This is a genomic window from Denitraticella aggregata (assembly GCF_048158365.1).
Lineage (GTDB): Bacteria > Pseudomonadota > Gammaproteobacteria > Burkholderiales > Rhodocyclaceae > Azoarcus_F.
In genome coordinates, this window is the sequence record NZ_JBLLNL010000001.1 from 307,475 (window position 1) to 329,603 (window position 22,129).

25 protein-coding genes are annotated in these 22,129 nt (G+C 66.7%); 5 read left to right on the forward strand and 20 right to left on the reverse strand.

Features of this window, described 5'->3' with window-relative positions; all coding sequences use genetic code 11:
* Positions 1–18: 18 nt before the first annotated feature.
* Entirely contained in the window at positions 19–705 is a 687-nt protein-coding gene (locus ACKVEX_RS01445) for a class I SAM-dependent methyltransferase (protein ID WP_473213897.1), read from the reverse strand.
* A 59-nt stretch (positions 706–764) separates the two neighbouring features.
* On the opposite strand from ACKVEX_RS01445, the gene ACKVEX_RS01450 reads away from it, so the two are divergent.
* Complete coding sequence (locus ACKVEX_RS01450; protein ID WP_473213898.1) at positions 765–944, forward strand: hypothetical protein; 180 nt, start codon at positions 765–767, stop codon at positions 942–944.
* Between the two features lie 33 nt (positions 945–977).
* On the opposite strand, the gene ACKVEX_RS01455 is transcribed toward ACKVEX_RS01450, so the two are convergent.
* The 3 genes from ACKVEX_RS01455 to ACKVEX_RS01465 all read right to left on the reverse strand — a co-directional run bounded on the left by ACKVEX_RS01455 (position 978) and on the right by ACKVEX_RS01465 (position 1,851).
* Entirely contained in the window at positions 978–1,136 is a 159-nt protein-coding gene (locus tag ACKVEX_RS01455; protein WP_473213899.1) for a hypothetical protein, read from the reverse strand.
* A 123-nt stretch (positions 1,137–1,259) separates the two neighbouring features.
* A complete protein-coding gene (locus ACKVEX_RS01460; RefSeq protein WP_473213900.1) occupies positions 1,260–1,574 on the reverse strand; it encodes a non-heme iron oxygenase ferredoxin subunit in 315 nt (104 codons plus the stop codon).
* Positions 1,575–1,584: 10 nt separating this feature from the next.
* Entirely contained in the window at positions 1,585–1,851 is a 267-nt protein-coding gene (locus ACKVEX_RS01465; protein ID WP_473213901.1) for a nuclear transport factor 2 family protein, read from the reverse strand.
* Between ACKVEX_RS01465 and ACKVEX_RS01470 the strand changes: the two genes are divergently transcribed.
* From ACKVEX_RS01470 to ACKVEX_RS01480, 3 genes are all read left to right on the forward strand, one after another.
* Positions 1,850–2,329 carry a LysR substrate-binding domain-containing protein gene (locus ACKVEX_RS01470; RefSeq protein WP_473213902.1) on the forward strand — a complete coding sequence of 160 codons (480 nt, stop codon included), beginning with the start codon at positions 1,850–1,852 and terminating at the stop codon, positions 2,327–2,329. The two genes, ACKVEX_RS01465 and ACKVEX_RS01470, sit on opposite strands and share 2 nt — an antisense overlap.
* A 130-nt stretch (positions 2,330–2,459) precedes the next feature.
* Entirely contained in the window at positions 2,460–4,553 is a 2,094-nt protein-coding gene (locus tag ACKVEX_RS01475) for a YgiQ family radical SAM protein (protein WP_473214273.1), read from the forward strand.
* A gap of 20 nt (positions 4,554–4,573) precedes the next feature.
* A complete protein-coding gene (locus tag ACKVEX_RS01480) occupies positions 4,574–5,728 on the forward strand; it encodes an aminotransferase class V-fold PLP-dependent enzyme (RefSeq protein ID WP_473213903.1) in 1,155 nt (384 codons plus the stop codon).
* A 14-nt stretch (positions 5,729–5,742) separates the two neighbouring features.
* Here ACKVEX_RS01480 and ACKVEX_RS01485 read toward each other — a convergent pair whose 3' ends face one another.
* On the reverse strand, positions 5,743–6,363 hold the full coding sequence (locus tag ACKVEX_RS01485; RefSeq protein WP_473213904.1) for a cation efflux transmembrane domain-containing protein: 621 nt from the start codon (positions 6,361–6,363) through the stop codon (positions 5,743–5,745).
* 18 nt (positions 6,364–6,381) lie between these two features.
* Here ACKVEX_RS01485 and ACKVEX_RS01490 point away from each other — a divergent pair, with 18 nt between their 5' ends.
* The gene (locus ACKVEX_RS01490) at positions 6,382–6,840 is read left to right on the forward strand and encodes a c-type cytochrome (RefSeq protein ID WP_473213905.1); all 459 of its coding nucleotides are present in this window, start codon (positions 6,382–6,384) and stop codon (positions 6,838–6,840) included.
* A 126-nt stretch (positions 6,841–6,966) separates the two neighbouring features.
* Here ACKVEX_RS01490 and rhuM read toward each other — a convergent pair whose 3' ends face one another.
* From rhuM to ACKVEX_RS01565, 15 genes are all read right to left on the reverse strand, one after another.
* Positions 6,967–7,971, reverse strand: coding sequence for a RhuM family protein (rhuM, locus tag ACKVEX_RS01495; RefSeq protein ID WP_473213906.1), 1,005 nt, complete (start codon positions 7,969–7,971; stop codon positions 6,967–6,969).
* Positions 7,972–8,088: 117 nt separating this feature from the next.
* Positions 8,089–8,700, reverse strand: coding sequence for a DUF4276 family protein (locus tag ACKVEX_RS01500; protein WP_473213907.1), 612 nt, complete (start codon positions 8,698–8,700; stop codon positions 8,089–8,091).
* Positions 8,700–9,905 carry an AAA family ATPase gene (locus ACKVEX_RS01505; RefSeq protein ID WP_473213908.1) on the reverse strand — a complete coding sequence of 402 codons (1,206 nt, stop codon included), beginning with the start codon at positions 9,903–9,905 and terminating at the stop codon, positions 8,700–8,702. The genes ACKVEX_RS01500 and ACKVEX_RS01505 overlap by 1 nt, the downstream gene beginning before the upstream one ends.
* Positions 9,902–11,452: a type I restriction-modification system subunit M N-terminal domain-containing protein gene (locus tag ACKVEX_RS01510; protein WP_473213909.1), complete on the reverse strand. Its 1,551-nt coding sequence runs from the start codon at positions 11,450–11,452 to the stop codon at positions 9,902–9,904. The genes ACKVEX_RS01505 and ACKVEX_RS01510 overlap by 4 nt, the downstream gene beginning before the upstream one ends.
* Before the next feature lie 78 nt (positions 11,453–11,530).
* Entirely contained in the window at positions 11,531–13,777 is a 2,247-nt protein-coding gene (gene gspD / locus ACKVEX_RS01515; protein WP_473213910.1) for a type II secretion system secretin GspD, read from the reverse strand.
* A 67-nt stretch (positions 13,778–13,844) separates the two neighbouring features.
* Positions 13,845–14,396 (reverse strand): hypothetical protein, encoded by a 552-nt coding sequence (locus ACKVEX_RS01520; protein WP_473213911.1) that lies wholly within the window; start codon positions 14,394–14,396, stop codon positions 13,845–13,847.
* The gene (gene gspM, locus ACKVEX_RS01525) at positions 14,393–14,953 is read right to left on the reverse strand and encodes a type II secretion system protein GspM (protein ID WP_473213912.1); all 561 of its coding nucleotides are present in this window, start codon (positions 14,951–14,953) and stop codon (positions 14,393–14,395) included. Before gspM ends, ACKVEX_RS01520 begins: the two co-directional genes overlap by 4 nt.
* Positions 14,937–15,995, reverse strand: coding sequence for a PilN domain-containing protein (locus ACKVEX_RS01530; RefSeq protein WP_473213913.1), 1,059 nt, complete (start codon positions 15,993–15,995; stop codon positions 14,937–14,939). The genes gspM and ACKVEX_RS01530 overlap by 17 nt, the downstream gene beginning before the upstream one ends.
* The gene (locus tag ACKVEX_RS01535; RefSeq protein WP_473213914.1) at positions 15,985–16,869 is read right to left on the reverse strand and encodes a hypothetical protein; all 885 of its coding nucleotides are present in this window, start codon (positions 16,867–16,869) and stop codon (positions 15,985–15,987) included. The genes ACKVEX_RS01530 and ACKVEX_RS01535 overlap by 11 nt, the downstream gene beginning before the upstream one ends.
* On the reverse strand, positions 16,866–17,588 hold the full coding sequence (locus tag ACKVEX_RS01540) for a prepilin-type N-terminal cleavage/methylation domain-containing protein (RefSeq protein ID WP_473213915.1): 723 nt from the start codon (positions 17,586–17,588) through the stop codon (positions 16,866–16,868). The genes ACKVEX_RS01535 and ACKVEX_RS01540 overlap by 4 nt, the downstream gene beginning before the upstream one ends.
* On the reverse strand, positions 17,585–17,962 hold the full coding sequence (locus ACKVEX_RS01545; RefSeq protein ID WP_473213916.1) for a type IV pilus modification PilV family protein: 378 nt from the start codon (positions 17,960–17,962) through the stop codon (positions 17,585–17,587). The genes ACKVEX_RS01540 and ACKVEX_RS01545 overlap by 4 nt, the downstream gene beginning before the upstream one ends.
* Positions 17,959–18,522 (reverse strand): GspH/FimT family pseudopilin, encoded by a 564-nt coding sequence (locus tag ACKVEX_RS01550; RefSeq protein WP_473213917.1) that lies wholly within the window; start codon positions 18,520–18,522, stop codon positions 17,959–17,961. Before ACKVEX_RS01550 ends, ACKVEX_RS01545 begins: the two co-directional genes overlap by 4 nt.
* Positions 18,519–18,959, reverse strand: a complete 441-nt coding sequence (gspG, locus tag ACKVEX_RS01555; RefSeq protein ID WP_473213918.1) for a type II secretion system major pseudopilin GspG — start codon at positions 18,957–18,959, stop codon at positions 18,519–18,521. The genes ACKVEX_RS01550 and gspG overlap by 4 nt, the downstream gene beginning before the upstream one ends.
* A 102-nt stretch (positions 18,960–19,061) precedes the next feature.
* Positions 19,062–20,330 (reverse strand): type II secretion system F family protein, encoded by a 1,269-nt coding sequence (locus tag ACKVEX_RS01560; RefSeq protein WP_473213919.1) that lies wholly within the window; start codon positions 20,328–20,330, stop codon positions 19,062–19,064.
* The gene (locus ACKVEX_RS01565; protein ID WP_473213920.1) at positions 20,323–22,065 is read right to left on the reverse strand and encodes a GspE/PulE family protein; all 1,743 of its coding nucleotides are present in this window, start codon (positions 22,063–22,065) and stop codon (positions 20,323–20,325) included. Before ACKVEX_RS01565 ends, ACKVEX_RS01560 begins: the two co-directional genes overlap by 8 nt.
* Positions 22,066–22,129 lie beyond the last annotated feature (64 nt).

The following is a 22,129-nucleotide window of genomic DNA, read 5'->3' on the forward strand; positions in this document are numbered from 1 at the left end:
CCGACATCCTCCCAGGCTTCAAACCGCGTGGGGCTTGCGCCACAAGGTCGCGAGCCATGGCTGCTGATCCCGTGGCAGGCCCGGTGGCCGGTAGTAGTGCCCGATCTCGGAGAAACCGGCGCCGCTGACCTTGGCGTGCCAGGTTTCATAGTCGTAGTAGCAGCCGTAGCGCAGTCCGTTCAGGCCTTCCTGATTGTCGCCACGCGGGTTGGAGCAGAACAGCACGCCTCCGGGCTTCAAAGTACCATGGAGCGCGGCGAGCACGTCCGGCAGCGTCGATCGGGGTGCGTGAAACAGGGAGGCATTGGCGAAAACGCCATCGAAGAATGATGCCGGCAGATCGAGCGCGATGAAGTCCTGAATCCAGACCTCGCAGCCTGTATGTTTTCTGGCCATCTCCGCGAACGCACGGCTGCCGTCCAGCCCGATCGCGTCGTGACCGAGGGCTCTGAACCGTTGCAGGTCCCGGCCCGGGCCGCAGCCGAAATCCAGAATGCGACAGGGCGCCGGGTGGTCGATCGCGTCCAGCAGCGCCTCGATGTTCTGGCTGACGTCGTGGTCGCGCGTGCCTTCCCAGTAGGGTGCGGCGTGCTGTTCGTAGTGACTGAGGGTCGATTGCGTCAGCGATCGTGCCTGGCGCTGCAGGCCGTCTTCCGCGGGGGACGTGTCGCGGTCGTCGGGGGTCGATGGTGGCATTTGTGGCATCTGTGGCAACGCTCCTGGCTGAAAGGGGCCGACCTGGAGTCCGGTATGGTTTCGGCATATTGGCCGCGCTCGGAGCAGGCGCCCTGTGGGGGCTGATCTTCATCGTTCCGCTGCTGCTGCACGACTACCCCGCGGTGGTGCTTGCGTTCGGGCGGTACATCGCCTTCGTCACGCTGATGCTGGTCACCGGGATCGTGCTCGGCGTGAATGTCTTCCGTCGCCGGAATCGGTACGATTGAGTCGGCGCCCGAGTAGCGCAGTGGAGTACAGGCTCACTGCGCGAGCGGGCTACGGCTCTTGATGACTGCGTTGCGGATCACGCGCTTCGCGCCGAGGAATCCGGCATGGATCAGGGCTGCGACGGTTGCGTCACGCTGGGCGCGTGCCTGCTGGATCAGGGCTGTCAGGTCGGCCGGGTTTTGCTGCTGCATTTTTGATGCTCCAATAATGAAATGCCGCCCATCGTGTAGGCGGAATATCAGTGTATGGTTATTTGTGCGGCGCAGCAAATCAGCGTTTCTCGTCGTTGTATCAACCGGGCTTATCGCGCCCGTTCAGACGAACTGCAGGAAGACCCGGCCGCTCTCGATCCGGACCGGGTAGATCCGAGTGTCCTCGGTCAGCGGTGCGCACAAGGCCTTGCCGGTGCAGACGTCGAACCTGCCCTGGTGCAGCGGGCATTCGATCTCGCGTTCTTCCAGAAAACCGTCGCTCAGGCGTGCCTGGCCGTGGGTGCAGGTGTTGTCGGTGGCGAAGATCTCGCCCTCGACCTCGTACAGCGCGACGTCCCGGCCATTGACGATGACGCCGATGACGTCGCCCTCTGGGACCGCGGTCACGTCGGCCACGTCTATCCATTGCTCGGACATGTCGGAATCCTCAGATCGGATAGATGATCGAGTTCGCGATCATCTCGGTGTCGCAGATGCACAGGCGCGCGCGCAATTTCAGGCCTTCGGGCGTTCGCACGATCTCGTCGCGGTAGATGCCGGCGTTGAGCACGATCGCTTCGCCGTCGAGCTTGGTCCGGATCACCGCGTAGTTCGCCTCGGAACGGATCAGCTCGCCGTAGAGGTCGCGCTCGACCGCGGTGATCCGGGGGGTGCCGACGATATGCCGCTGGTAGGTCAGCCTGCGCGAGGACATGGAGTCGGGCGCGGTCGACCTCACGATCGGTTTGTTGCCGCATCTGCAGGCCGGTTTATTCCAGCGGCGGCTGTTCGAGCAGCGCTACGTTTGCCTGTACCGCAAGCATAACCCGGTCGCGCGCAGTCCGATGAGCCTGGACAGCTTCACCGCGCTCGATCACCTGGTCGTCGTCGCGGCCGGAACCGGCCACGGCGAGGTGGATATCATCCTGGACCGCTCAGGCATCCGCAGAAACATCCGGCTCAAGGTGCCGCATTTCACCGCGATCGGGCACATCCTGCATGCGACCGATCTGATCGCCACGGTGCCGGAGAAACTCGCGATGCGCTTCGTCGAGCCCTTCGACCTCGCGTGGTCGCCGCACCCGGCACCATTGCCGTCCATCGGGATCAATCTGCTGTGGCATGGCCGCTTCCACCGCGATCCGGCCAACCGCTGGTTGCGACAGACCATCGTCGACCTGTTCTCCGAGTGACGCGTCTGCTGCGGTCGTAACGCGTCGTCGGTGTTGCGGGGGAGAGGCTACAATGTTGCGCATCATGCAGCCCACCACACCGATCTTCGCCCGCGCCCGCAAACCGGCCGCCCCCGCTCCTTTTCTGCCGATGACGCGCGCCGAGATGGATGGTCTCGGCTGGGACGCGTGCGACGTGATCATCGTCACCGGCGACGCCTACATCGACCACCCGAGTTTCGGCATGGCGCTGGTCGGGCGGCTGCTCGAGGCACAGGGCTTCCGCGTCGGCGTGATCAGCCAGCCGGACTGGAAGAGTGCGGAACCGTTCCGCGCGCTCGGCCGGCCGCGCCTGTTCTTCGGCCTGACCGCCGGCAACATGGATTCGATGGTCAACCGCTACACCGCCGATCGCAAGATCCGCTCCGACGATGCCTATACCCCGAACGCCGAGGCCGGCCGGCGGCCCGACCGGGCGGTGACGGTCTATGCGCAGCGGGCCCGCGAGGCGTATCCCGACGCACACATCGTGATCGGCAGCATCGAGGCGAGCCTGCGCCGGATCGCGCATTACGACTACTGGTCGGACAAGGTGCGCCGCTCGGTGCTGCCGGATTCCAAGGCCGACATCCTGCTGTTCGGCAACGCCGAGCGGGCGCTGGTCGCGCTCGCCCATCGGCTCGACGCCGGCGATACGATCGACGCGATTCGCGACCTGCGCGGCACTGCGTTCATGGTCAGGCCCGGCTGGCTGCCGGCCCATGACTGGGTCGAGCAGGATTCGCTGAACCTCGACAAGCCGGGTCGCATCGAGGCCCATCCCGATCCATATGCGATGGCGCCGGAACCCACGCCGGCCTCGGGGGTCGGTGCCTCGGCCGACAGCGGGGCGGCTGCGCGGCCCCCCGTGATCGCGCAACCGATCCGGATCCTGTCGCCGGCCGAGCGCATCGCGGCGCATCGGGCGCAGCGCGCGAAGACCGTGATCCGGCTCCCGTCCTTCGAGACGGTCAGCGCCGATCCGGTCATGTATGCGCATGCATCGCGGGTGTTCCATCTCGAATCGAATCCGGGCAATGCGCGGGCGATGGTGCAGGCCCATGGCCAAGGGCCGGGGCGGCGCGACGTGTGGCTGAATCCGCCGCCGATTCCGCTGACCACCGACGAGATGGATTTCGTGTTCGACCTGCCGTATGCGCGTCGTCCGCATCCGGCCTATGGCGACGCGCGCATCCCGGCCTGGGACATGATCCGCTTCTCGATCAACATCATGCGCGGCTGCTTCGGCGGCTGCACCTTCTGCTCGATCACCGAGCACGAAGGCCGGATCATCCAGAGCCGCTCGGAGCGCTCGATCCTGCACGAGATCGAGGAGATCCGCGACAAGACCCCGGGCTTTGCCGGCCACATCACCGATCTTGGAGGGCCGACCGCGAACATGTATCGCATGGCGTGCAAGGATCCGAAGATCGAGTCCTCGTGCCGACGCCTGTCGTGCGTCTATCCGGGCATCTGCGAGAACCTGAACACCGACCATGCGCCGCTGATCTCGCTGTACCGCAAGGCGCGCGCGATCCCGGGGGTGAAGCGGGTCACGATCGGCTCCGGCTTGCGCTACGACCTGGCGGTGCGTTCGCCCGAATATGTCGAGGAACTGGTCACCCATCATGTCAGCGGCCTTCTCAAGATCGCACCCGAGCACACCGAGGAAGGCACGCTGTCGAAAATGATGAAGCCGGGTATCGGTGCCTACGACGAATTCCGCAAGCTGTTCGACAAGTTCTCGAAGAAGGCCGGCAAGAACCAGCATCTGGTGCCGTACTTCATCGCGGCCCACCCCGGTACCACCGACGAGGACATGGTCAATCTCGCGCTGTGGCTGAAGGCCAACGGCTTCAAGCCCGACCAGGTGCAGACCTTCATGCCGACGCCGATGGCGCTGGCGACCACGATGTACCATACCCGCAAGAACCCGTTGCGCAAGGTCGGCGAAGACTCGGAAACGGTCGAGACCGCGCGCTCCGGCAAGGTGCGCAAGTTCCACAAGGCCCTGCTGCGCTGGCACGATCCGGACAACTGGCCGCTGATCCGGGAGGGGCTGATCGCGATGGGTCGCGCCGACCTGATCGGCAGCCGCCCGCATCAACTGGTGCCGCATCGGCAGCCGGTCGGTTCGATGGTAGGCTTGACCCACAAGCGACGCGACGGGCGCACGCCCGAGTCACCGCGACGCAAGAAACACTGAGACAGACACAGGAGGAGAACATGCCCGGTTTGTTGCCTGACGTCGATCCGGACGGATTGCTGGAATATTCGGTGGTCTTCACTGACCGCTCGCTCAATCACATGTCGCAGGCCTTCCAGCAGGTCATGCGCGACATCTCCCGGTCACTGAAGCAGGTCTATGCCGCGCATTCGGTCGTGGTCGTGCCGGGTGGCGGCAGCTATGCGATGGAAGCGGTCGCCCGCCAGTTCGGGACCGGCCGGAAATGCCTGGTGGTGCGCAACGGCTGGTTCAGCTACCGGTGGACCCAGATCTTCGACATGGGTGCGATCCCGTCCGAGGCGATCGTGATGAAGGCCCGTCCGCTCGAGGCGGGTGCGCAGTCCGCCTGGGCGCCGGCACCGCTGGACGAAGTCGTCACCCGCATCCTTGCGGAACGGCCGCAGGTCGTGTTCGCCCCGCATGTCGAAACCTCGGCCGGCATCATGCTGCCGGACGACTACATCCGCGCGGTGGCCGACGCGGCGCATTCGGTCGGCGGCATCATGGTGCTGGACTGCGTCGCATCCGGGGCGATGTGGGTGGACATGCAGGCTTGCGGCGTGGACGTGCTGATCAGTGCGCCGCAGAAAGGCTGGAGCGCGTCACCGTGCGCCGGGCTGGTGATGCTGAGCGAGCTTGCGCGCGAGCGCATCGATGCGACCACCAGCACCAGCTTCGCGTGCGACCTGCGCAAATGGCTGCAGATCATGGAGGCCTACGAGAGCGGCGGCCATGCCTATCACGCGACGCTGCCGACCGACGGCCTGCGCGGCCTGCGCGACGCGATCGACGAGACCCTGGCCTGCGGCCTGGACCGGCTCAAGCTCGCGCAGCGGGAGCTTGGTGAGCGGGTCAGGGCGGTGCTGGCCGAGAGGGGTTTCCCGAGTGTCGCTGCGGCGGGTTTCGAGGCCCCTGGCGTGGTGGTCTGCCATACGCTCGACGATGGCATCAAGAGCGGGGCGCGCTTCGCGCAGGTCGGCCTGCAGACCGCCGCCGGTGTACCGCTGCAGTGCGACGAACCAGCGGATTTCAAGACCTTCCGGATCGGCCTGTTCGGCCTCGACAAGTTGCAGGACATCGATCGCACCGTCGCGAACCTGACGCTGGCGCTGGAGCGGGTCACCGCCGAAATGCAGCCGTCGGTGTCCGTGTAGCGCCGGCGGCGGGCTCAGCGCAGGCGCAGGATGCGGATCGCACCGTTGAACACCACGGCCGCGATGATGACGCCGATGATCCAGTCCGGCCACGCGCTGCCGGTCATCGCGACCAGCAGTCCGGCCAGGATCACGCCGCAGTTGGCGATCACGTCGTTGGCCGAAAAGATGAAGCTCGCGCGCATATGCGCGCCGCCGTGGCGGTGCTTGGCGATCAGCAGCAGACAGGTCACGTTGGCCACCAGCGCGACCGCCGCCACCGCCATCATCGCCGCGCCCATCGGCTCGGCCCCGAACAGCACGCGGCGGCCGACCTCGAGCAGTGCGCCCAGTGCGAGCAGCATCTGGAACCAGCCGGACAGATGGGCGGCACGCAGCTTCAGCGCGGCGCTGCGACCGACCGCGTAGAGCGCCAGCGCATAGACCGTGGCGTCCGCGAACATGTCCAGCGAATCGGCGATCAGGCCGGCCGACTGCGCCCACAGCCCGGCGCCGAACTCGGCGACGAACATGAACGCGTTGATGCCGAGCAACCACCACAGCACGTTGCGCTGCATCGCATCGTCGCTGTCGGTCAATGCCTGGCTGCACGCACAGCCGCCACCGCATTCGCTCGTCGTCGCTTTCGGTTCCATATTTATCAGGAAAGTCTAATGTCGATAGTCTACCGTCTTCCGTCCTGGCCTGTGTTGCTCGCGTGCGCGACGCTGCTGACCGCATGCGGCCGTGGCGGGCCGTCCGATGGTATCGACCCGAACGACGCGGCCCAGGTCGCGCTGGGCGAGGGGCTGTACGCCCGGCACTGCGCGAGCTGTCACGGCACCGAGCTCGAGGGGCAGCCCGACTGGCGCAGCCGCCTGCAGAACGGTCGCCTGCCGGCCCCGCCGCACGACCAGAGCGGCCACACCTGGCACCATCGCAATGCCGACCTGATCGCGATGACCCGCGACGGCCTGGTGCCGCCGCTCGCGCCGGCAGGCTACGAGAGCGACATGCCGGCCTATGCGGGCGTACTGAGCGACGCCGAGATCCGCGCGGTGTTCGCATATATCCAGAGCACCTGGCCGCCCGAGGTGTGGGAGATCCGGCGCAAGATGCTGGAGAATCGGTGACCGAAGAAGGGGCTCCTCGGTCATGTGAAGGTCCTCATGGGAGTTCATCCAAAGCCGTCGCATAAGCCAGGCCGGCAAGCTGCTCCAGCAGCGCGGAGTCGGATTGGGCTTCGGAAAGAAATGCCATCAGATGCCACCTGTGTTGGCACTGTCTTTTAGCAGTACAAAATGTTCCACCAGCTTCACCATCAATTCCTTTTGCTCCGGCTTGCTCTCAGCCACCAGCAGCGCCAGTGCCACCAGGGTGTTGTCGTTGACCAGCCTCTCCACGGGCCGCGCCAGCAAATGCTGGTTCAGGCGCAAATACCACAGGAACAGGAACGACCCGGTGCGTTTATTGCCATCGGCCAGAGGGTGGTTCTTGATGACGAAGTACAGCAGGTGCGCCGCCCGGCTGGCGACATTGGGATAGAACAGATCGTCGCCAAAGCCCTGCTCGATCGTGGCGATACTCGATGCCAGGCCGTCGCCGCGCAATTGGCCGAACAGTTCCGTGGCTTCACCCTTGGCGATCAGCTCCCGCTTGAGCTGGGCAATCGCGGTGAGCGCGTCATCCAGTTGCAGCGAGCGCATGTTCTGTTGTTTGCCGCTCTGCCCGGTCAGGCTCTGTTCGTCGTAGCTTTGCAGCAAGCTCCAACTGCGGGCGTAATCGGTGATCACCCCGAGCACAGCTGTACCCTCGGTGCTGACCAGTTGCTGGTTGGCCAGGGTGCGCGAGAGCAGATCCAGCGCCTGCTCGAACGCGATGCCGCGTTCTTTAAGTCGTTGTTGGTTGAGGCTGTAACCCTCGACCAGATGCTGACGCAGCACGCCAGTGGCCCACTGCCGGAAGCGGGTAGCGCGGCTGGAATTGACCCGGTAGCCGACGGAGATGATGGCGTCGAGGTTGTAGTGCTTGAGCTGACGTTTGACTTGGCGCGCCCCTTCCCGACGAACTGCCGAGAAATCCTCGGTAGTTGCCAGTTCTTCCAACTCCTTGTCTGCGTGAATATTCTTCAAGTGCAGGCTAACGTTGTCGGTTGACGTGCCGAACAACTCTGCCATCTGCGCCTGAGTCAGCCAGACGGTTTCACCCTCTAACCGCACCTGCACTGGTTGATCGCCGGATTCGAAAATCACGATGTTACTCATGGGTTCCGTCCGCGGGTTTTGTGGCTCCCGAATTCCGTGTCCCCGCCAGCGCGAGCATATCCAGCCCGGCGCTTTCACGCGCCCAGGTCAGCAGCTCGGGGTTGGCCGGGATGCGGGTCAAGTCAGTAACGCCTCCATGCCATCCACAAAGACCTGCAAGCTTCGGGAGCGATTCTGTTCAATATGCATATGAGGCGCGATACGGCGGGCGGCATCGATCTTGGGGAAGCTGCTCTTGTAGATGCCGTACTTCTTCAGGAAACGATGCAAGGCTTCCCAACTGCCGCCATTGTCCGGATTGCGGAAGATCCCCGTTTTTTGCGAAATCGCCGGCAGGCTGGGAAACGCCTTGCGCAAGGCGGTTGGGTCGCCAATGAACCAGGATTCCAGTTCCTCGATGACAATCCGGTTCAACACCATGAACCGCCCATCGGCAGAAGGAGCGGATTTGGTCGGCAATCCGGCCGCAGCAGCCATCCTCTCAAGCTCCGTCTTGAGTTGTTCGCAATCGTCATCATCCCGATCCACCAGCACCACGACCCGCAGCGACTCGCCCCTTGCGATGCGTTGGCCATAGGCAGCCAATCGTTGTGGTAGCACTTTCAATAGTTTGTACTTGCTGCCCAGATTGATCACTCTGGCGCGGGCGCGATTCCGCAAGACGCGAGGCAGCAGGTGGCGTAGCGCCTCTTCCGTGGACTGCTCTTCGACGAGAAACTCGATCTGCATCACTGTGGCTCCACCGGAGACAGTGGATCGCCAACATCGAAATGTCCCTCCATCCAGAGTTCACCCAGGTGCGCACCTTGATCGAGGAATGCCCGAATCCCTTGCATGCCAGCGACCCGGCGAACCCTGGTGTAGCCGTCGGCGGCGCGATACAGCACACGGACCTCTTCAGGTCGCAACGGATTGATGAAGAATGGCGAATGGGTGGTGACGATTAACTGAGTGCGCTCCGATGCCTGCTGGCACTCCTCGGCCAGTTCGGGCAGCAGGCGCGGATGCAGGTAGTTTTCTGGCTCTTCAATGCCGATCAATTGCGGCGGGTCCGGATCGTAGAGCACCGTCAGGTAAGCCAGCATTTTGAGCGTGCCGTCCGATACGAAGCGTGAAAGCACCGGTGTAGAGAATGGCGCATCCTTGACCAGCAACAGCAGGCGGCTGTCCTGCAAGACCTCTGCCTCTACCTTCTCGATGCGTGGGATGCGCCGACGCAGCGTCTCGAAGATCTGTTCCAGGCGTTGCGGATGCTGTTCCCGCAAATACTGGATGACATTCGGCAGGTTGCTCCCGGTCGGCGACAGACGTTCCTCCGCGCCCGCCTCGGGGTTGCCACGCGCTGCATCTGCAGACAGGTACGACAGGTGCCAGCCGGTGATGAAGCTGCGCAGCGCAATTACGCGCGGGTTTTCCGCAAGCGTGCCAAGGGTATTGACCGCCAGCACATCGGGGCCAGACAGCGTTTTGTCAATGCGGGTGTCGTTTGCTTCGGGGCTTTCCCCGGTGATGACCTTGCCTTGACCGTACTGATAATCGAGAAAATGAAATGGCGCCGCAGGGTGGCCCCGCTTCCAGCGCAGAAACTCCCGCTTGACCACGGGTCCTTTGCCTTGCTCCTCGATCTCCAGGTGATACGTGATCAGCGGTGAGCCGCGCTTCTCGCGGTACTGGATCTCGATGACGATGGAACCGTCCTGATCGCGGCTGCGCAGTTCACGAAACCGGCCCCGCCGCTCCCACGCCTTGCGCAAACCGTCGGAGAAACACTCGGCCAGAAAAGCAAAGACATCGAACACCGTAGACTTCCCGCTGCCGTTCGGACCCAGCAATACGGTCAGCGGCGTCAGCTTTTCCAAGGTGATGTCCTTCAATGCGCGATAGTTACGCACATGCAGGCGTTCGATGCGTGGCGGATGGATGGTGTCGCTCATCGCAGGCTCTCTACAAATCGTTCGGCATCGGCGATGCGCAGCTCGCCGGAGATCAGTTTGGGCAGCAGGGTGTCGCGGAGTTGGGCGAGGGTTCGGGATTCCTCAACATTGGACAGGATGGAGTCAAACCATCCCGCGACCATCCTTTCGAATTCGGTTAAGACACCCGTTTGCGGCACGGGGCGCTGTATCGCTTCAAAGGTCTGGCGGGTGATCGTCGAGAAAACCGAGCCATGCGCCATGGACTTGAGTTGGTCGACCATCTGCTGCGCAGTGAGGTAGACGAAATAATCACCTGTACTGCCGGTTCCGCGCAGGCCATAGCACGATTGGTTAAACGTCATGTCGCATCCCGCGATGGCGAGATTGCCGACGGTGCCCCGCGCAGAAATGATCGTTGTGCCTTTCGGGATCAATCGTGCAGAACTACCAGCCAAGCCTTGAGCCGTAATCGTCTTCTCCGTGACTACGACGAATACATCGCTGGCCGAGGGCGTGTCCACCACCGAAAACCAGGGTATGCCTCCGCCCCAATACTCATCAACAGATGTCTTGGGAGTCCCTCCACCAATGATCGTCAGAAGTTCGCTGAGCGGCCGTTCACTCCACCCCTCGGGCTTGCCCTCGTCGTCGAGGCGGTCGGGGAAGAGTTGCCAGAGGTCGGCGGGGAGGTAGGGGTCGCGGGCTTCCATCTTGGCGCGGACGGGGCCAAAGTCGATGAACCAGTCCCTGAACAGGGCGCGGGCCATGGCCTCCAGGGTGTGGTTGCGGCGGCGGTTGAGTTCGATCTTGTTGTCCAGCGTGCCGAGGATGTGGTCGAAGCGTAGGTCGCGCAATTCGTCCTTGTGAAAGCTGCCTTCGTTGTTCCAGCGGATGTCGCTGTCGATGCCGCGCACGGCGAGGTTCATCTTGGCCAGGCGCCAGGTCGTGTAGTTGCTCTCCTGGCCGTAGATGGCGATGTCGCCGATGCGGCCGCCGTGCTCCAGCACAAACTTCTCGCTCTGCACGAACTCGCCGCCGCGCTTGCCTTCGGCACCGGCGAACTGGCTGAGGAAATATTCGTAGACGCGGCCGAGCAAGTCCCTGGACGTGTCGCCGCCCTCGTTCATGGCGATGCCGGAGATCAGGTCGATCAGCTCGCCCAGCATCACCTTGTTCAGCGCCGGGCGGGCGTAGTCCTTGGGCAGCACGCCCTTGAGCGATTCGTTGTCCTTCTCGATGGCGCGCATGGCGTCGTCGATCAGGGTGCCGATCTCGGGGCGCTTGGCGTTGGCCTTGAGGCGTGACCAGCGCGCGTCCTTGGGCACCCAGAACACGTTGTCGGCCAGGTATTCCCCCTTGTCCTCGGCGGCCTGTGGGTCTTCGGCAAGCAGCTGCGCGTGGCGGGCCTCGAAGGCGTCGGAGATGTATTTCAGGAAGATCAGCCCGAGTGCCACATGTTTGTAGTCGCTGGGCTCCATGTTGCCGCGCAGCTTGTCGGCGGTCTTGAAGAGGTCGGCCTCGAAGCCCAGGTGGGTAGCGGGCCTGCCGCCGTTTTCAGTGCGCATGCTTTCATATCCCGTGGTCGTTCCGGGATCCTATCACGCATGCACCATACTGGCCGTCAGCCCCGGATGGGGACGCCGTCACTCCACCCTGGCCGCGCGCGCCGAGTAGTCGCCGCCGATGCGTTCCGGCAGGGTTTCGAGCGAGCGCATGCGGCGGCGCAGTTCGTCGCCGACCTGGCGCAGGTCGGTCTCGGAGCGCACGACCCGCGGCGTGATCATGACCAGCAGTTCGGTGCGGCTGGCATTGTTCGTCGTGGTCGAGAACAGCGCGCCGAACACCGGGATCTCCTGCAGGACCGGCACGCCCTGACGGCCGCGGATCGCGTTGTCCCGGATCAGGCCGCCGAGCACGACGCTCTCGCCCGAGCGCACCGCGACCCGGCTGGAGATATGACGCTGAAGGAAGCTGCGCTGCCCGGTCGCGACATCGACCTGGCCGACATCGGTGACCGACTGGTCGACCATCATCGACACCAGGCCGCCCGCATTCACCGAAGGCGTCACCGACAGCATCACGCCGGTGTCCTTGAACTCGATGCTGCTGGTGGTGGTGCCGCCGTCGCTGATCGTCGTCGACGAACGCACCGGCTGCTGGTCGCCGACCTGTATCGTCGCGGTGTGGTTGTCCTGCACCAGCACGCTCGGGCTCGAGATAACGTTCACCAGCGACTTTTCGGCCAGTGCGTTCAGCACCGCGCGGATCTCGCCGACACCATTGGTGATCGTGTAAGAGAAGCCCGGTCCGCCGGACGCGATCTGGCCGGTCGGTGAATTGCCGAGGATGCCGGTGCCGGTGCGGTCCCCGCCGATCCCGCCACTGAAATACCATTGCAGCCCGTACTTGAGGTCGTCGCTGAGCGTGACCTCGAGGATGCTGGCCTCGATCAGCACCTGGGTCGGTGCGATATCGAGGCGGCGCAAGGCGGCCTCGACCTTGCCGTAGGCCCCGGGCGGCGCGTAGATCAGCAGCGCGTTGTTGCGCACGTCGGCGACCACGCGGATGTCGGGCGCGAGCGTGACCTGAGCGACCTCGCCGCCGTTGCCCGTGGTGCCGTCGCCACGTATCGGCATCGTGCCGGCCGTCGCCATGTCGCCGATGGCGACTGGCTGCAGTCCGGGTGCGACCGCCTGCAGGCGTTCCGGTTGTTGCGCGAGTTCGCCGCCGAACACCGCGTTCAGCAGATGCGCGAGGTGTTCGGCCGCGCCGTTCTGGACCGGATACACGTACAGCTGCGGCTCGGTGCCGCTGTTGCCGGCGCGGTCGAAGCGCGCGATCCAGTCGCGCACGCGATCCAGGTAATGGGCCCGCGGCGTCACCACCAGCAGCGCATTCAGCTGCTCGATCGGCATCAGGCGCACCACGCCGCCGACCGGACCGCCGGCTGAGCGAGCCGGCTCGCCACCGTCTGCGTCGCGCGCCATCGTCGCATCCACGCCAGCGAGCACGTTTTTCAGCGCCGCCTGCATGTCCTGCACCGAAATATGCTGCAGCGGAAACAGGCCGACCGACATGCCGGCGAGCATATCCACGTCGAAGCTGTTGACGATCTCGAGCCAGCCCTCTACCTGCGGACCGGTGCCGGCCATCACGATCAGGTTGCGCGCGCCGTCGACCCGCCGCAGCGCCTCGGGGCCGGCCAGCGCCTCGATGATCTCGGCCATCGCGGCTGCGCCGATGAAGCGCAGCGGCACGACCACGAGCTTGTGGCCGGCGGGAAGCGAGCCGACGCTGCCGAACACCGGTGCGATGCCACGTAGTGTGTCCGGCTTGCCGACATGGTGGATGCCGCTCGAATCGCGCACGATCGCGAGCCCGTTGCTGTGCAGCAGCGACTCGAACACCGCGAACAGCTGGTCCTGGGGCAGCGGGTTGTGGGTCTGGATCGTGACCGAGCCGCTGACCGGCTGGCTGATCGCGTAGGGCAGGCCGAGCAGGTCACCCAGCACGGCATGCACGACCTCGGTGATCGGCGCCTGATCGAAGTTCAGCGACACGCGCTCGCCGCTGAGCCTGATCGGCGGGCGGGCCGCCGGCGGCGCGAACATGCGGTCGTTGCCGCGTACCAGCGTCGGTTGCGTCACCGGGGCTTCTGTCGTACCCGGCGCCTCCGGCGCATCCGCGGACATCGCGGCCAAGGATGGCGGCGGGGCCACCGCTGCGGCGGGCTGCGTCGCCCACACGCTCGCAACCGGCGCGGCGGACGACGACAGCGCTGCCGGGTCGGAGGCGGGCAGGCCGGCGCAGCCCAGCAGGGTCAGGCACAGGCCAAACGCAGCGAGGCGGGTCGAGCAAGGCGCTGTTGCGGATGCAGCGTGGAGATTCATGGCGTTCCTGCGATCTGGGTCATGGGATGAGCGTGCTGTGGGTGGCGGGGCCTGCGGCCCGGGGGCGTCAGTCGGCTTCGTTTTCATCTGCGTCGGGCACATCCGCTTGCGCCGGACCCTCGTATGCGTCCGGGGCCTGCGGCAGCACGCGTCGTTGCAGCGCGAGTTCGAAACCGCTGCCGTCGTCCGCGACGAAGCGCGCATGCGTGTCGTCCACGGCGAGCAGGATCAGCCCGCCGACGCGCTCGCCGGTGCGCACGCGTGTTGCCGCGCCGTCGATCATCAGGATCGCGCCGCCGGCGGATTCGGTGCTGAATACGCCGACCAGTGCGATGTCGGCTGGCGTCGCAGCGGACGCTGGAGTCGAGCCTGGCGCCGCCGGACGCCGACCCGGGTTGAACAATGGACGGGCGGCGATCTCGGCGAGCGCGTCCGGCATGACATCTGCCGTCGCCGGTGGATCGGTCACGCCCGGCGCCAGGCTCAGGAACAGCGTGTCGGGAGAGGCCTGCGGCGCAGGTGGCGTCCACACCCTTTCGGCGCCGATCCAGCGGGCGGCAAGTGCTGCGGCGAGCAGCATGCACAGCGCGGCGAGCAGGGTCGATGCGGAGCGCTTCATAGCAGGTGAAACGCGACGATGTTAAGTTGCACGCGCAGGTCGGCCCCGCCCGCGTTGCCGCGTTGCTGAACCTGCTGGATGCCGACATATTCGACGCGTATCGCCGGTTCGGCCTCGGCCAGCAAGTGCAGCAGGGCGTGCACCTGCTCGATGCCGCCGTCCAGCGTCGCCATCATGCTGACCAGCTGGAAAGCTTCCATCTCTCGCGGTGCGAGGATCTGGCTGCCCACCACGCCCAGCCCCGCAGTGGCCGCGAGCGCCCGCACACGTTGCTGCAGGTCGGCGCCGACGCGGTCGACGCCGACGCTGACCGGATAGGCGTAACGGTCGAGCCTCGCGGTCGCGTCGTGGAGCGCGGCGACGATCTGCGGCGTCGCGTCGCGCAGGCTGGCCAGGCGCGCATGGCGCGCGCCGATGTCGTCGAGTTCGCGCCGTGCATCGGCATGGGCCTCGAGCAGCCAGGTGCCACCGGCATAAAGCAGCGCGACGATGACGAGCAGCGTAATCGCAACGACGGCGCGAGCGCGCCGGCCCGGAAAATCAGTCGATGCGATCAATAGGTGCTCCGTTCAACGTGAATTCAACCGAGAAGGATTCGCGACCATCCCGGCCGCGCGAGATCGGCGACGGCGTGCGCACCTCGACGAAACCGGGTTGCTCGCCGAGGCGATCGATCAGCTGGGCGGCGTTGTCCGAGAAACCCGCGATGCGGACTTGCCGGCCACTGACTTCGAGCCGTTGCAGATACGCTTGGTCCGGCAATGTGCGGGTCAGCGTCTCGAGCAGCACCGGCAGATCCACGTCATCCTCGAACACGCGCGCCAGTGCGTTCAGCTTGTCGTTCGTCCGGACCAGGGATTCGCGCTCGCCGAGGATGGCGCGCGTCTCGGACTGCAGCGCCTGCAACGCGCTGCGCGCATGTGCGAGCCGTTGCGACTGAACCAGCACCGGCGTCGCCGCCAGCGCGATCGACAGGCTTGCCGCGATCATCAGCATCGCGAGCAGTGTTCGGCGGTGCCGGGCCTGACGGGCGAGCCGCGCGGGTTCGCCGAAACCGCGAAGAACGATCGAAGGGTTGCCGCCCGCCCAGACCTCGGGCTCCGCTTCGCTCGCCAGTGCGAGGCCGGGCGCACGCGGATCGTCGGCGGCGCGTGCGGCCAGGGCGGCGAGATGGGCGGATACATGCGCCCGCGACGCGATCGCGATGATGACGTCCAGTCGTCCGTCGGCGCGCATGCGCGCCTGCCAGCCATGGACGGTGTCAGCTTCGTCGAACGGGCTGAGTTCGGCCGCCTGCAGCGCGATCGCCGCGGCCAGATCGTCCGGGTCCAGCGCAGGCAGGACCCGCTCCGCGCGCAACACGATCGGATCCGGCACCAGCACCGCGGTCGTGCGCACGCGTGCCGACGACAGCGTCGCGCCTGACGCCCCGTCGTGCACGCCGATCCGCCCGTCGGCATGGACGACCCGCACCGGCTCGCTCGCGTTCAGCCACGCGAACACCGGCCACTGCAGCGCGTCCGACCACCCGCGGCGGAACTGCGCCCACCCGTGCGCCGGGTGAGCCATTGCGCGCGCATCGCGTGTTTCAGCCACCATCGTGACGCTCCGTCATCGTCACCGACCGCACCGGTTCGAAGGCGAGTTCGCGCCAGGGTACACCGCTGTGCGGCACCCGCTCGTTCGCAAGCCAGCCCACGCGCGTCAGCGTCGCATCCCCGACCCGGCGGGTGGCCGCGACGCGCATGACCCGTATGCCCGAATGCGAGATCTGCGCATGGGGCAGGTCGGCGATGTCCATCGCCGGGTCACCCGTGTCGCGCGCAGCGAGCACGCGTTCGACGCGGACCCGGTCGCCGCGGGACAGGATGGTCAGCACCCGGTCGGATGCGAAGCGTGGATCCACGCCGGTCAGCGGGTTATGCACCGTGACCAGATCGGACAGGCGCTGGTACAGCGCGAGGTCCACGCCTGGGACCTGGACCAGGTCCTCGATCGTGTCGAAGCCGCCTATGCGTCCAACTGAAGGCGTCGGGTTGCCGGCGAGGCTCGCGACTTCGGGATCGCGCCATGCGACCAGCGCGTCGACAAGCGGTCCGGCCCGATCGGCGGACAGACCGGCGCCGAACACGAGCGCATCGTGCAACAGCTCCGGCGGTGCATTGTTGAGGTCTATCAGCGCCGATGCCGGCACCGCCTCGACCCGCAGCCGGTGCTCGCCGATCTGCAATGTGCGGCGCAGCGGCCGGGTCGGCGGCGGCGACACCGCGATCTCGGCCATCGTCAGCCGGATCGCACCATCGCCGAGCGCGGCATGTTCGGCGAAGCTGCGGAAGGTCTGCAGGCTGCGCAGGTCGGCGCGCGTCGCACCGACCTGGCCGGCGACCAGCAGGGCCAGTGCGGCCAGCAGCCACATCATCGCGACCAGCGCGATGCCGTGCTGATGACCGGAGTCGAAGCGGCGACCATTCATCGCGCGACGCCTGCCAGTCGCAGCGATTCCTGGCCGGCGCGGGTGCGCGCTGCGTCGCGCCGCGGCGACGCAGCGTTCAGCGCGATCACCAGCGGTGGCCAGTCGCGTCCGTCGATCTGCAGCGACAACATCACATGGCCGGGCAGCGCCTCGGCATCCAGCCAGTGCGTGTGCCACGCGGATTCGCCGACGCCGCGATAGCGAAGCTCGAAGCCGGTCAGTCCTTCGATCAGCGGGCGGGGCGGCAGCCTCTGCCAGTCGGGTTCGGCTCCGCGCATGGCCGGCCGGGTCAGGCCGGTCGCGGCCGCGAGCGGATCGTGGTTCACGTAAGGCGCAATGTGCAGCATCAGCGCCGCGCGGCCAGCATGTTGTCCGATCTGCAGGCCGACATGGGTGAGCCCACCCACGCCCTCGCGTGCCGGCAGCGGCGCGAGCCACTCGAGGGCGTCCGGCCGACCGGCGAATCGGATCCGCATGCCGCGATCGGCCGCGGTCGCGCCCGGGTGGGCGACTGCCATGCCGACGGTTCGCTGCAGCAGCGCAGTGACCACGCGCATATCCTCGCTGGCCAGCGCATTGCGTTCCAGGCGCGTGCTGGTCTGGGCCAGACCGCGAAAGGCGGCCGTGACCGCGAGCAGCAGCATGCCGAGCAGGCTCAGCGCGACGACGACCTCGATCAGCGTGAAGCCGCGCGGCTGCACTTCAACGCGGCCGATCATGGCGCCCGCTCCGGTACCACGCCGACCAGCTGCAGCTGCCGGTCCTGCGGCCATCGGACGGTGACGACGATATGCTGCATGCGTTGTCGTGTGCTTCGGGCCGAATCCAGCGGAGTCGATGTGACGTCCCAGTCCATTCCGTCCTCGAAACGTCCGGTCGCGTGCACTCCGTCGGGTCCAACCTGGCCATGCAGTGCGAGCAGCGACTCAGCCGCGATGATCGCGCGGGTCTGCCGGTCGATCTCGGCGGCGGCGCGCACGCTGCCGCCCGAAGCGTGATACAGCGCAATCAGCGTCATCGCCGCGATCGCTATCGCGACCAGCATTTCCAGCAGCGAAAACCCGTCGGGCCGTGCAGCATGGCAGCGCGTCATGACGCCTCCGTTGCCGGGAGTCGGGGCCCGGCCGCGGGCCGTCCTCGCGCGTCACGGAGAGGCCCGGACCGTTCGGAGGCATCGAACGCTTGCTGGCGCGCCCGTCCGAGCAACCAGTCCACGCTGATGCGCACGCCATCGCCCGACGGACGGATCACGTCGATCGAGCCGCCGGACGCACCGCCGTCCGCATAGAAGCGGATGCCGGCGCGCGTGGCGACGACCTCGGTGTCGGCGACGATCATCGCGATGGCGAGCTTGGGCGGCACCTCGCGCTTGAGCTGCTCGCCAACGCCGAAGCGGCGCGACTGCGGTTCGTAGGCGAACACCGTCGCCTGTCCGCTGTGCAGCGCGTGCAGCCGTGCGCGCTTGAGGTCCGTCAGCAGGTGACGCACGGTCGAGCGGTACGCCATCGTGTCGAAGGCGCGCGTCACGGCGGTCGGCACAGTGGCCAGCATCAATGCCGCGATGCCGAGCGCAACGACCATCTCGACCAGCGTGAAGCCGTGTCGGCGGCGATGCCGCGCGGTCGCGAGGTGAGCGCGAGCGGGGCCGATCACAGCTGCCAGTTGCCGACGTCGGCGGCTTCGCCGCTGCCGCCCGGCGCATTGTCCGAGCCGTAGGAATAGATGTCGATGTCGCCATGGCGACCCGGGACGGCATAGCGGTATGGGTTGCCCCACGGATCCAGCGGCAGCGCGTTGCCGCGCAGGTAGGGGCCGTTCCAGCCGCTCGCGCTGGACGGCCGGGTCATCAGCGCGTCCAGACCCTCCTGTGCGGACGGAAAGCGGCCGACATCCAGCCGGAACAGGTCGGCGGCCTGCTCCAGGTCGCGGATCTGCACCGCGACGGTCTTGCTCTTCGCGCCGCCGAGCTGGTTCAGCACGCGCGGCCCGACCAGACCAGCGAGCAGACCCAGGATCGCGAGTACGACCAGCAGTTCGATCAGCGTGAAGCCGCGCCGGGTGTTGCGGGTGCATGGTTGCTTCGATGGCATGGGTGCGGCTCCTGATTCGTGTCTGGCCCGCTCGGCGGGGAGGTGTTCGATGTGTGCGGAAGATATGGCCCGGATCGGGCTTGGCAGCGGCTCTCGCACGGCTCAGAGCACCAGCTCGTTGACGGACAGGATGCCCATCAGGATCGCGGCCATGATCCCGGCGATGACGCCACCGAGCAGCAGGATCAGCACCGGCTCGATCAGCGTCAGTGCGCGCTTGATCGCCGACTGGATTCCCCGCTCCTGCACGCGCGCGAGTTCCAGCAGCATCGCGTCGAGCCGACCGGTTTCCTCGCCCAGACGCACCATGTTCAGAGCCAGCGGCGAGAACAGGTGGGCGGGTGCGAGTGCGTCGGCGAGTCGCTCGCCGCGCTTGATCGCGTCCGGGACCGGGGCGATCGCATCGCGCAGGCCCTGCAGGTTCATCGTGTCTATCGCGATCCGGATCGCGCCGACGATGGGCACGCCGTTGCCGATCAGCGTGCCGAGACTGCGGGCGAAGCGGGTCAGATCGGCCTCGCGCAGGACCCGGCCCAGCACCGGCAGCTGCAGCAGTCGGGCGTCGCGCCAGCGTCGTCCGGCCGGGCCGAGCAGGGCACGCCGGCCCAGCAGCAGCGCGACCGGCATGGCCGCGAGCAGCCACGGACCCCAGGCGGTCACGAAGTCGGCGCCGATCAGCAGCGCGCGCGTCGGCCAGGGCAGGGCCTCGCCCATGTCGTCGAAGAGCGTCTCGAACTGCGGCACGACGAAGCCGAGCATCAGCGCGACGGACAGCACTGCGACCACGAGCAGGATCGCCGGGTAGGTCAGCGCCGAGATCACGCTTTCGCGGATCTCGCTGACTTTTTCGAGATGGGCGGCGAGCTGGGCCAGCGTGTCGGCCAGATGTCCGCTCGTCTCGCCGGCGCGCAGCAGGTTGATGTAGAACTCGCCGAACAGCGCCCGATGATCGTCCAGCGCCTGGCTGAATGGCTTGCCCGCCTTGACCGACGCGAGCAGGTCCTCGACCAGTGCGGCGACCGGGGCGCGGGGGGTCATGCCGGCCATTACCCGCAGCGCCCGGTCCAACGGCAGCCCCGCCTTGAGCATGACTGCGAGCTCGGTGGTCAGGATCAGCACGTCGGCGCGGTTCGGTCCTTGCTCGGCGCGCAGCGTCCAGCGGCGGCGCGCGTGCGCAGGCGCAGGCGCAGCGGGCATGACCGCGCCGCCGTCGCCCGCGTGCGCGGACTCCGGGCCCGGGGCTTGCACCGAGATCGGCGTCAGACCCTGGTTGCGCAACTGGCGCAACGCGGTTTCGCGGCTGTCGGCCGATACGGACCCCCGCCGGGTATCGCCCGTGAGCGTGGCGGCGCGGTAGGCGAACTCAGCCATGGTGCTCGTCCTGGGTGACACGCAGCACCTCGTCCAGCGACGTATCGCCGGCGAGCACCCGGCGCAGGCCGTCCTCGTAGAGCGATCCCATGCCGGCGCTGCGCGCGACCGATTGCAGGCCGCCCGCGTCCGCGCCCGCCAGGATCGCCTGCCGGCAGGTCGGGTCCAGCACCAGCAGCTCGTGGATCGCGGTTCGACCGCGGTAGCCGGTGTGCTTGCAGTGCGGGCAACCCCTGGCTTCATGGACGCGCACGTCGCCGCTGTCGACCAGACGGTCCAGGCCAGTCGCTTCGAGGCACTCTGTCGAGAGGGTTTGCGGCGTCTTGCATTGCGGACACAGCCTGCGGATCAGGCGTTGCGCGAGTACGCCGGTGATGGTCGACGTGATCAGGTAGCGCTCGATGCCCATGTCCTCGAGACGCGTGATCGCGGCCGCGGCGGTGTTGGTGTGCAATGTGGACAGCACCAGATGGCCGGTCAGCGCCGACTGCACCGCGATGCGGGCGGTCTCGGTGTCGCGCATCTCCCCGATCATGATGATGTCCGGATCCTGGCGCAGGATCGCGCGCAGCGCCTGCGCGAAGCCCAGCCCGATCTGGGGCTGCGCCTGGATCTGATTGACGCCGGCAAGCTGGTACTCGACCGGATCCTCCACGGTCAGGATCTTCAGCGCGTCGGCGTCGAGCTTGGCCAGCGACGCGTACAGCGTCGTGGTCTTGCCGGAGCCGGTGGGCCCGGTGACGAGCACGATGCCGTGCGGGCGTGCGATCAATTCACGATAGCGTTGCAGCGTCTCGGCCGAGAAGCCCATGTCCTCGAGTTCGACGCGCAGGCTGGCACGGTCCAGCACCCGCATCACGACGCTCTCGCCATGCACGGTCGGCAGTGTCGACACGCGCAGATCCAGCTCGTGCCCCTTGACCCGCGTGCGGATGCGTCCGTCCTGCGGCAGGCGGCGCTCGGCGATGTTCAGATGCGCGAGCAATTTGATTCGCGACGTCACCGCCGCGGCGAGGCGCAGGTCTTCCAGTTCGGGCGGGAGCAGAACGCCGTCGACCCGATAGCGCACATGCAGGCCGTCCTCGAACGGCTCGATATGGATGTCCGAAGCGCGCAGATCGACCACGCGCGCGATGATGCGATTCACCAGGGTGATGACCGGCGCTTCGGATGCGAGATCCTTCAGATGCTCGATGAAGTCGCCGTCCTGACCGGCCTCCGGCGTGCCGTCGGGCTCGTGCCCGAGTGCTTCGTCGTCGCGACCGAACAGTCGTGCCTGTGCGGCCGCGAGTTCGCTTTCGAGCGCGATCGCGGGTCGCACGTCGAGGCCGGTCGCAAGCTGCAGCGCCTTGATCAGGAATCCGTCCTGCGGAGTCACCATCGCGACTTCGCACCAGCCGTCGCCGATCGCGATCGGCAATACCCCGTGGCGTTGCAGGTAGTCGACACCGAGGCCGGGCACCGCGATCGCTTCCTGCGGATAACCATCCGCCTCGACCAGAGGAATGCCGAGCTGGGACGACAGCGCGCGCGCGACATCCAGCTCGGACAGCAGCCCGAGCCGGATCAGCACGCGCCCGAGCAGCCCGCCCATGCTGCGTTGCGCGAGCAGCGCCTGCTCGAGGTCACGTGCCTCCAGGCGGCCGCTCGCGACCAGCCGTTCGCCCAGGCGCGCGCCGGGTCGCGGCGCCGGATCGGGTGTCTCGCGGGAGGGGTGGAGGTCGGAGTTCATCATCGAATGCTGTCCGTGCCGCTTGGCGTCTGTCCGAACCGGCGGGTCGGGTCGGTTCCCGGATGTC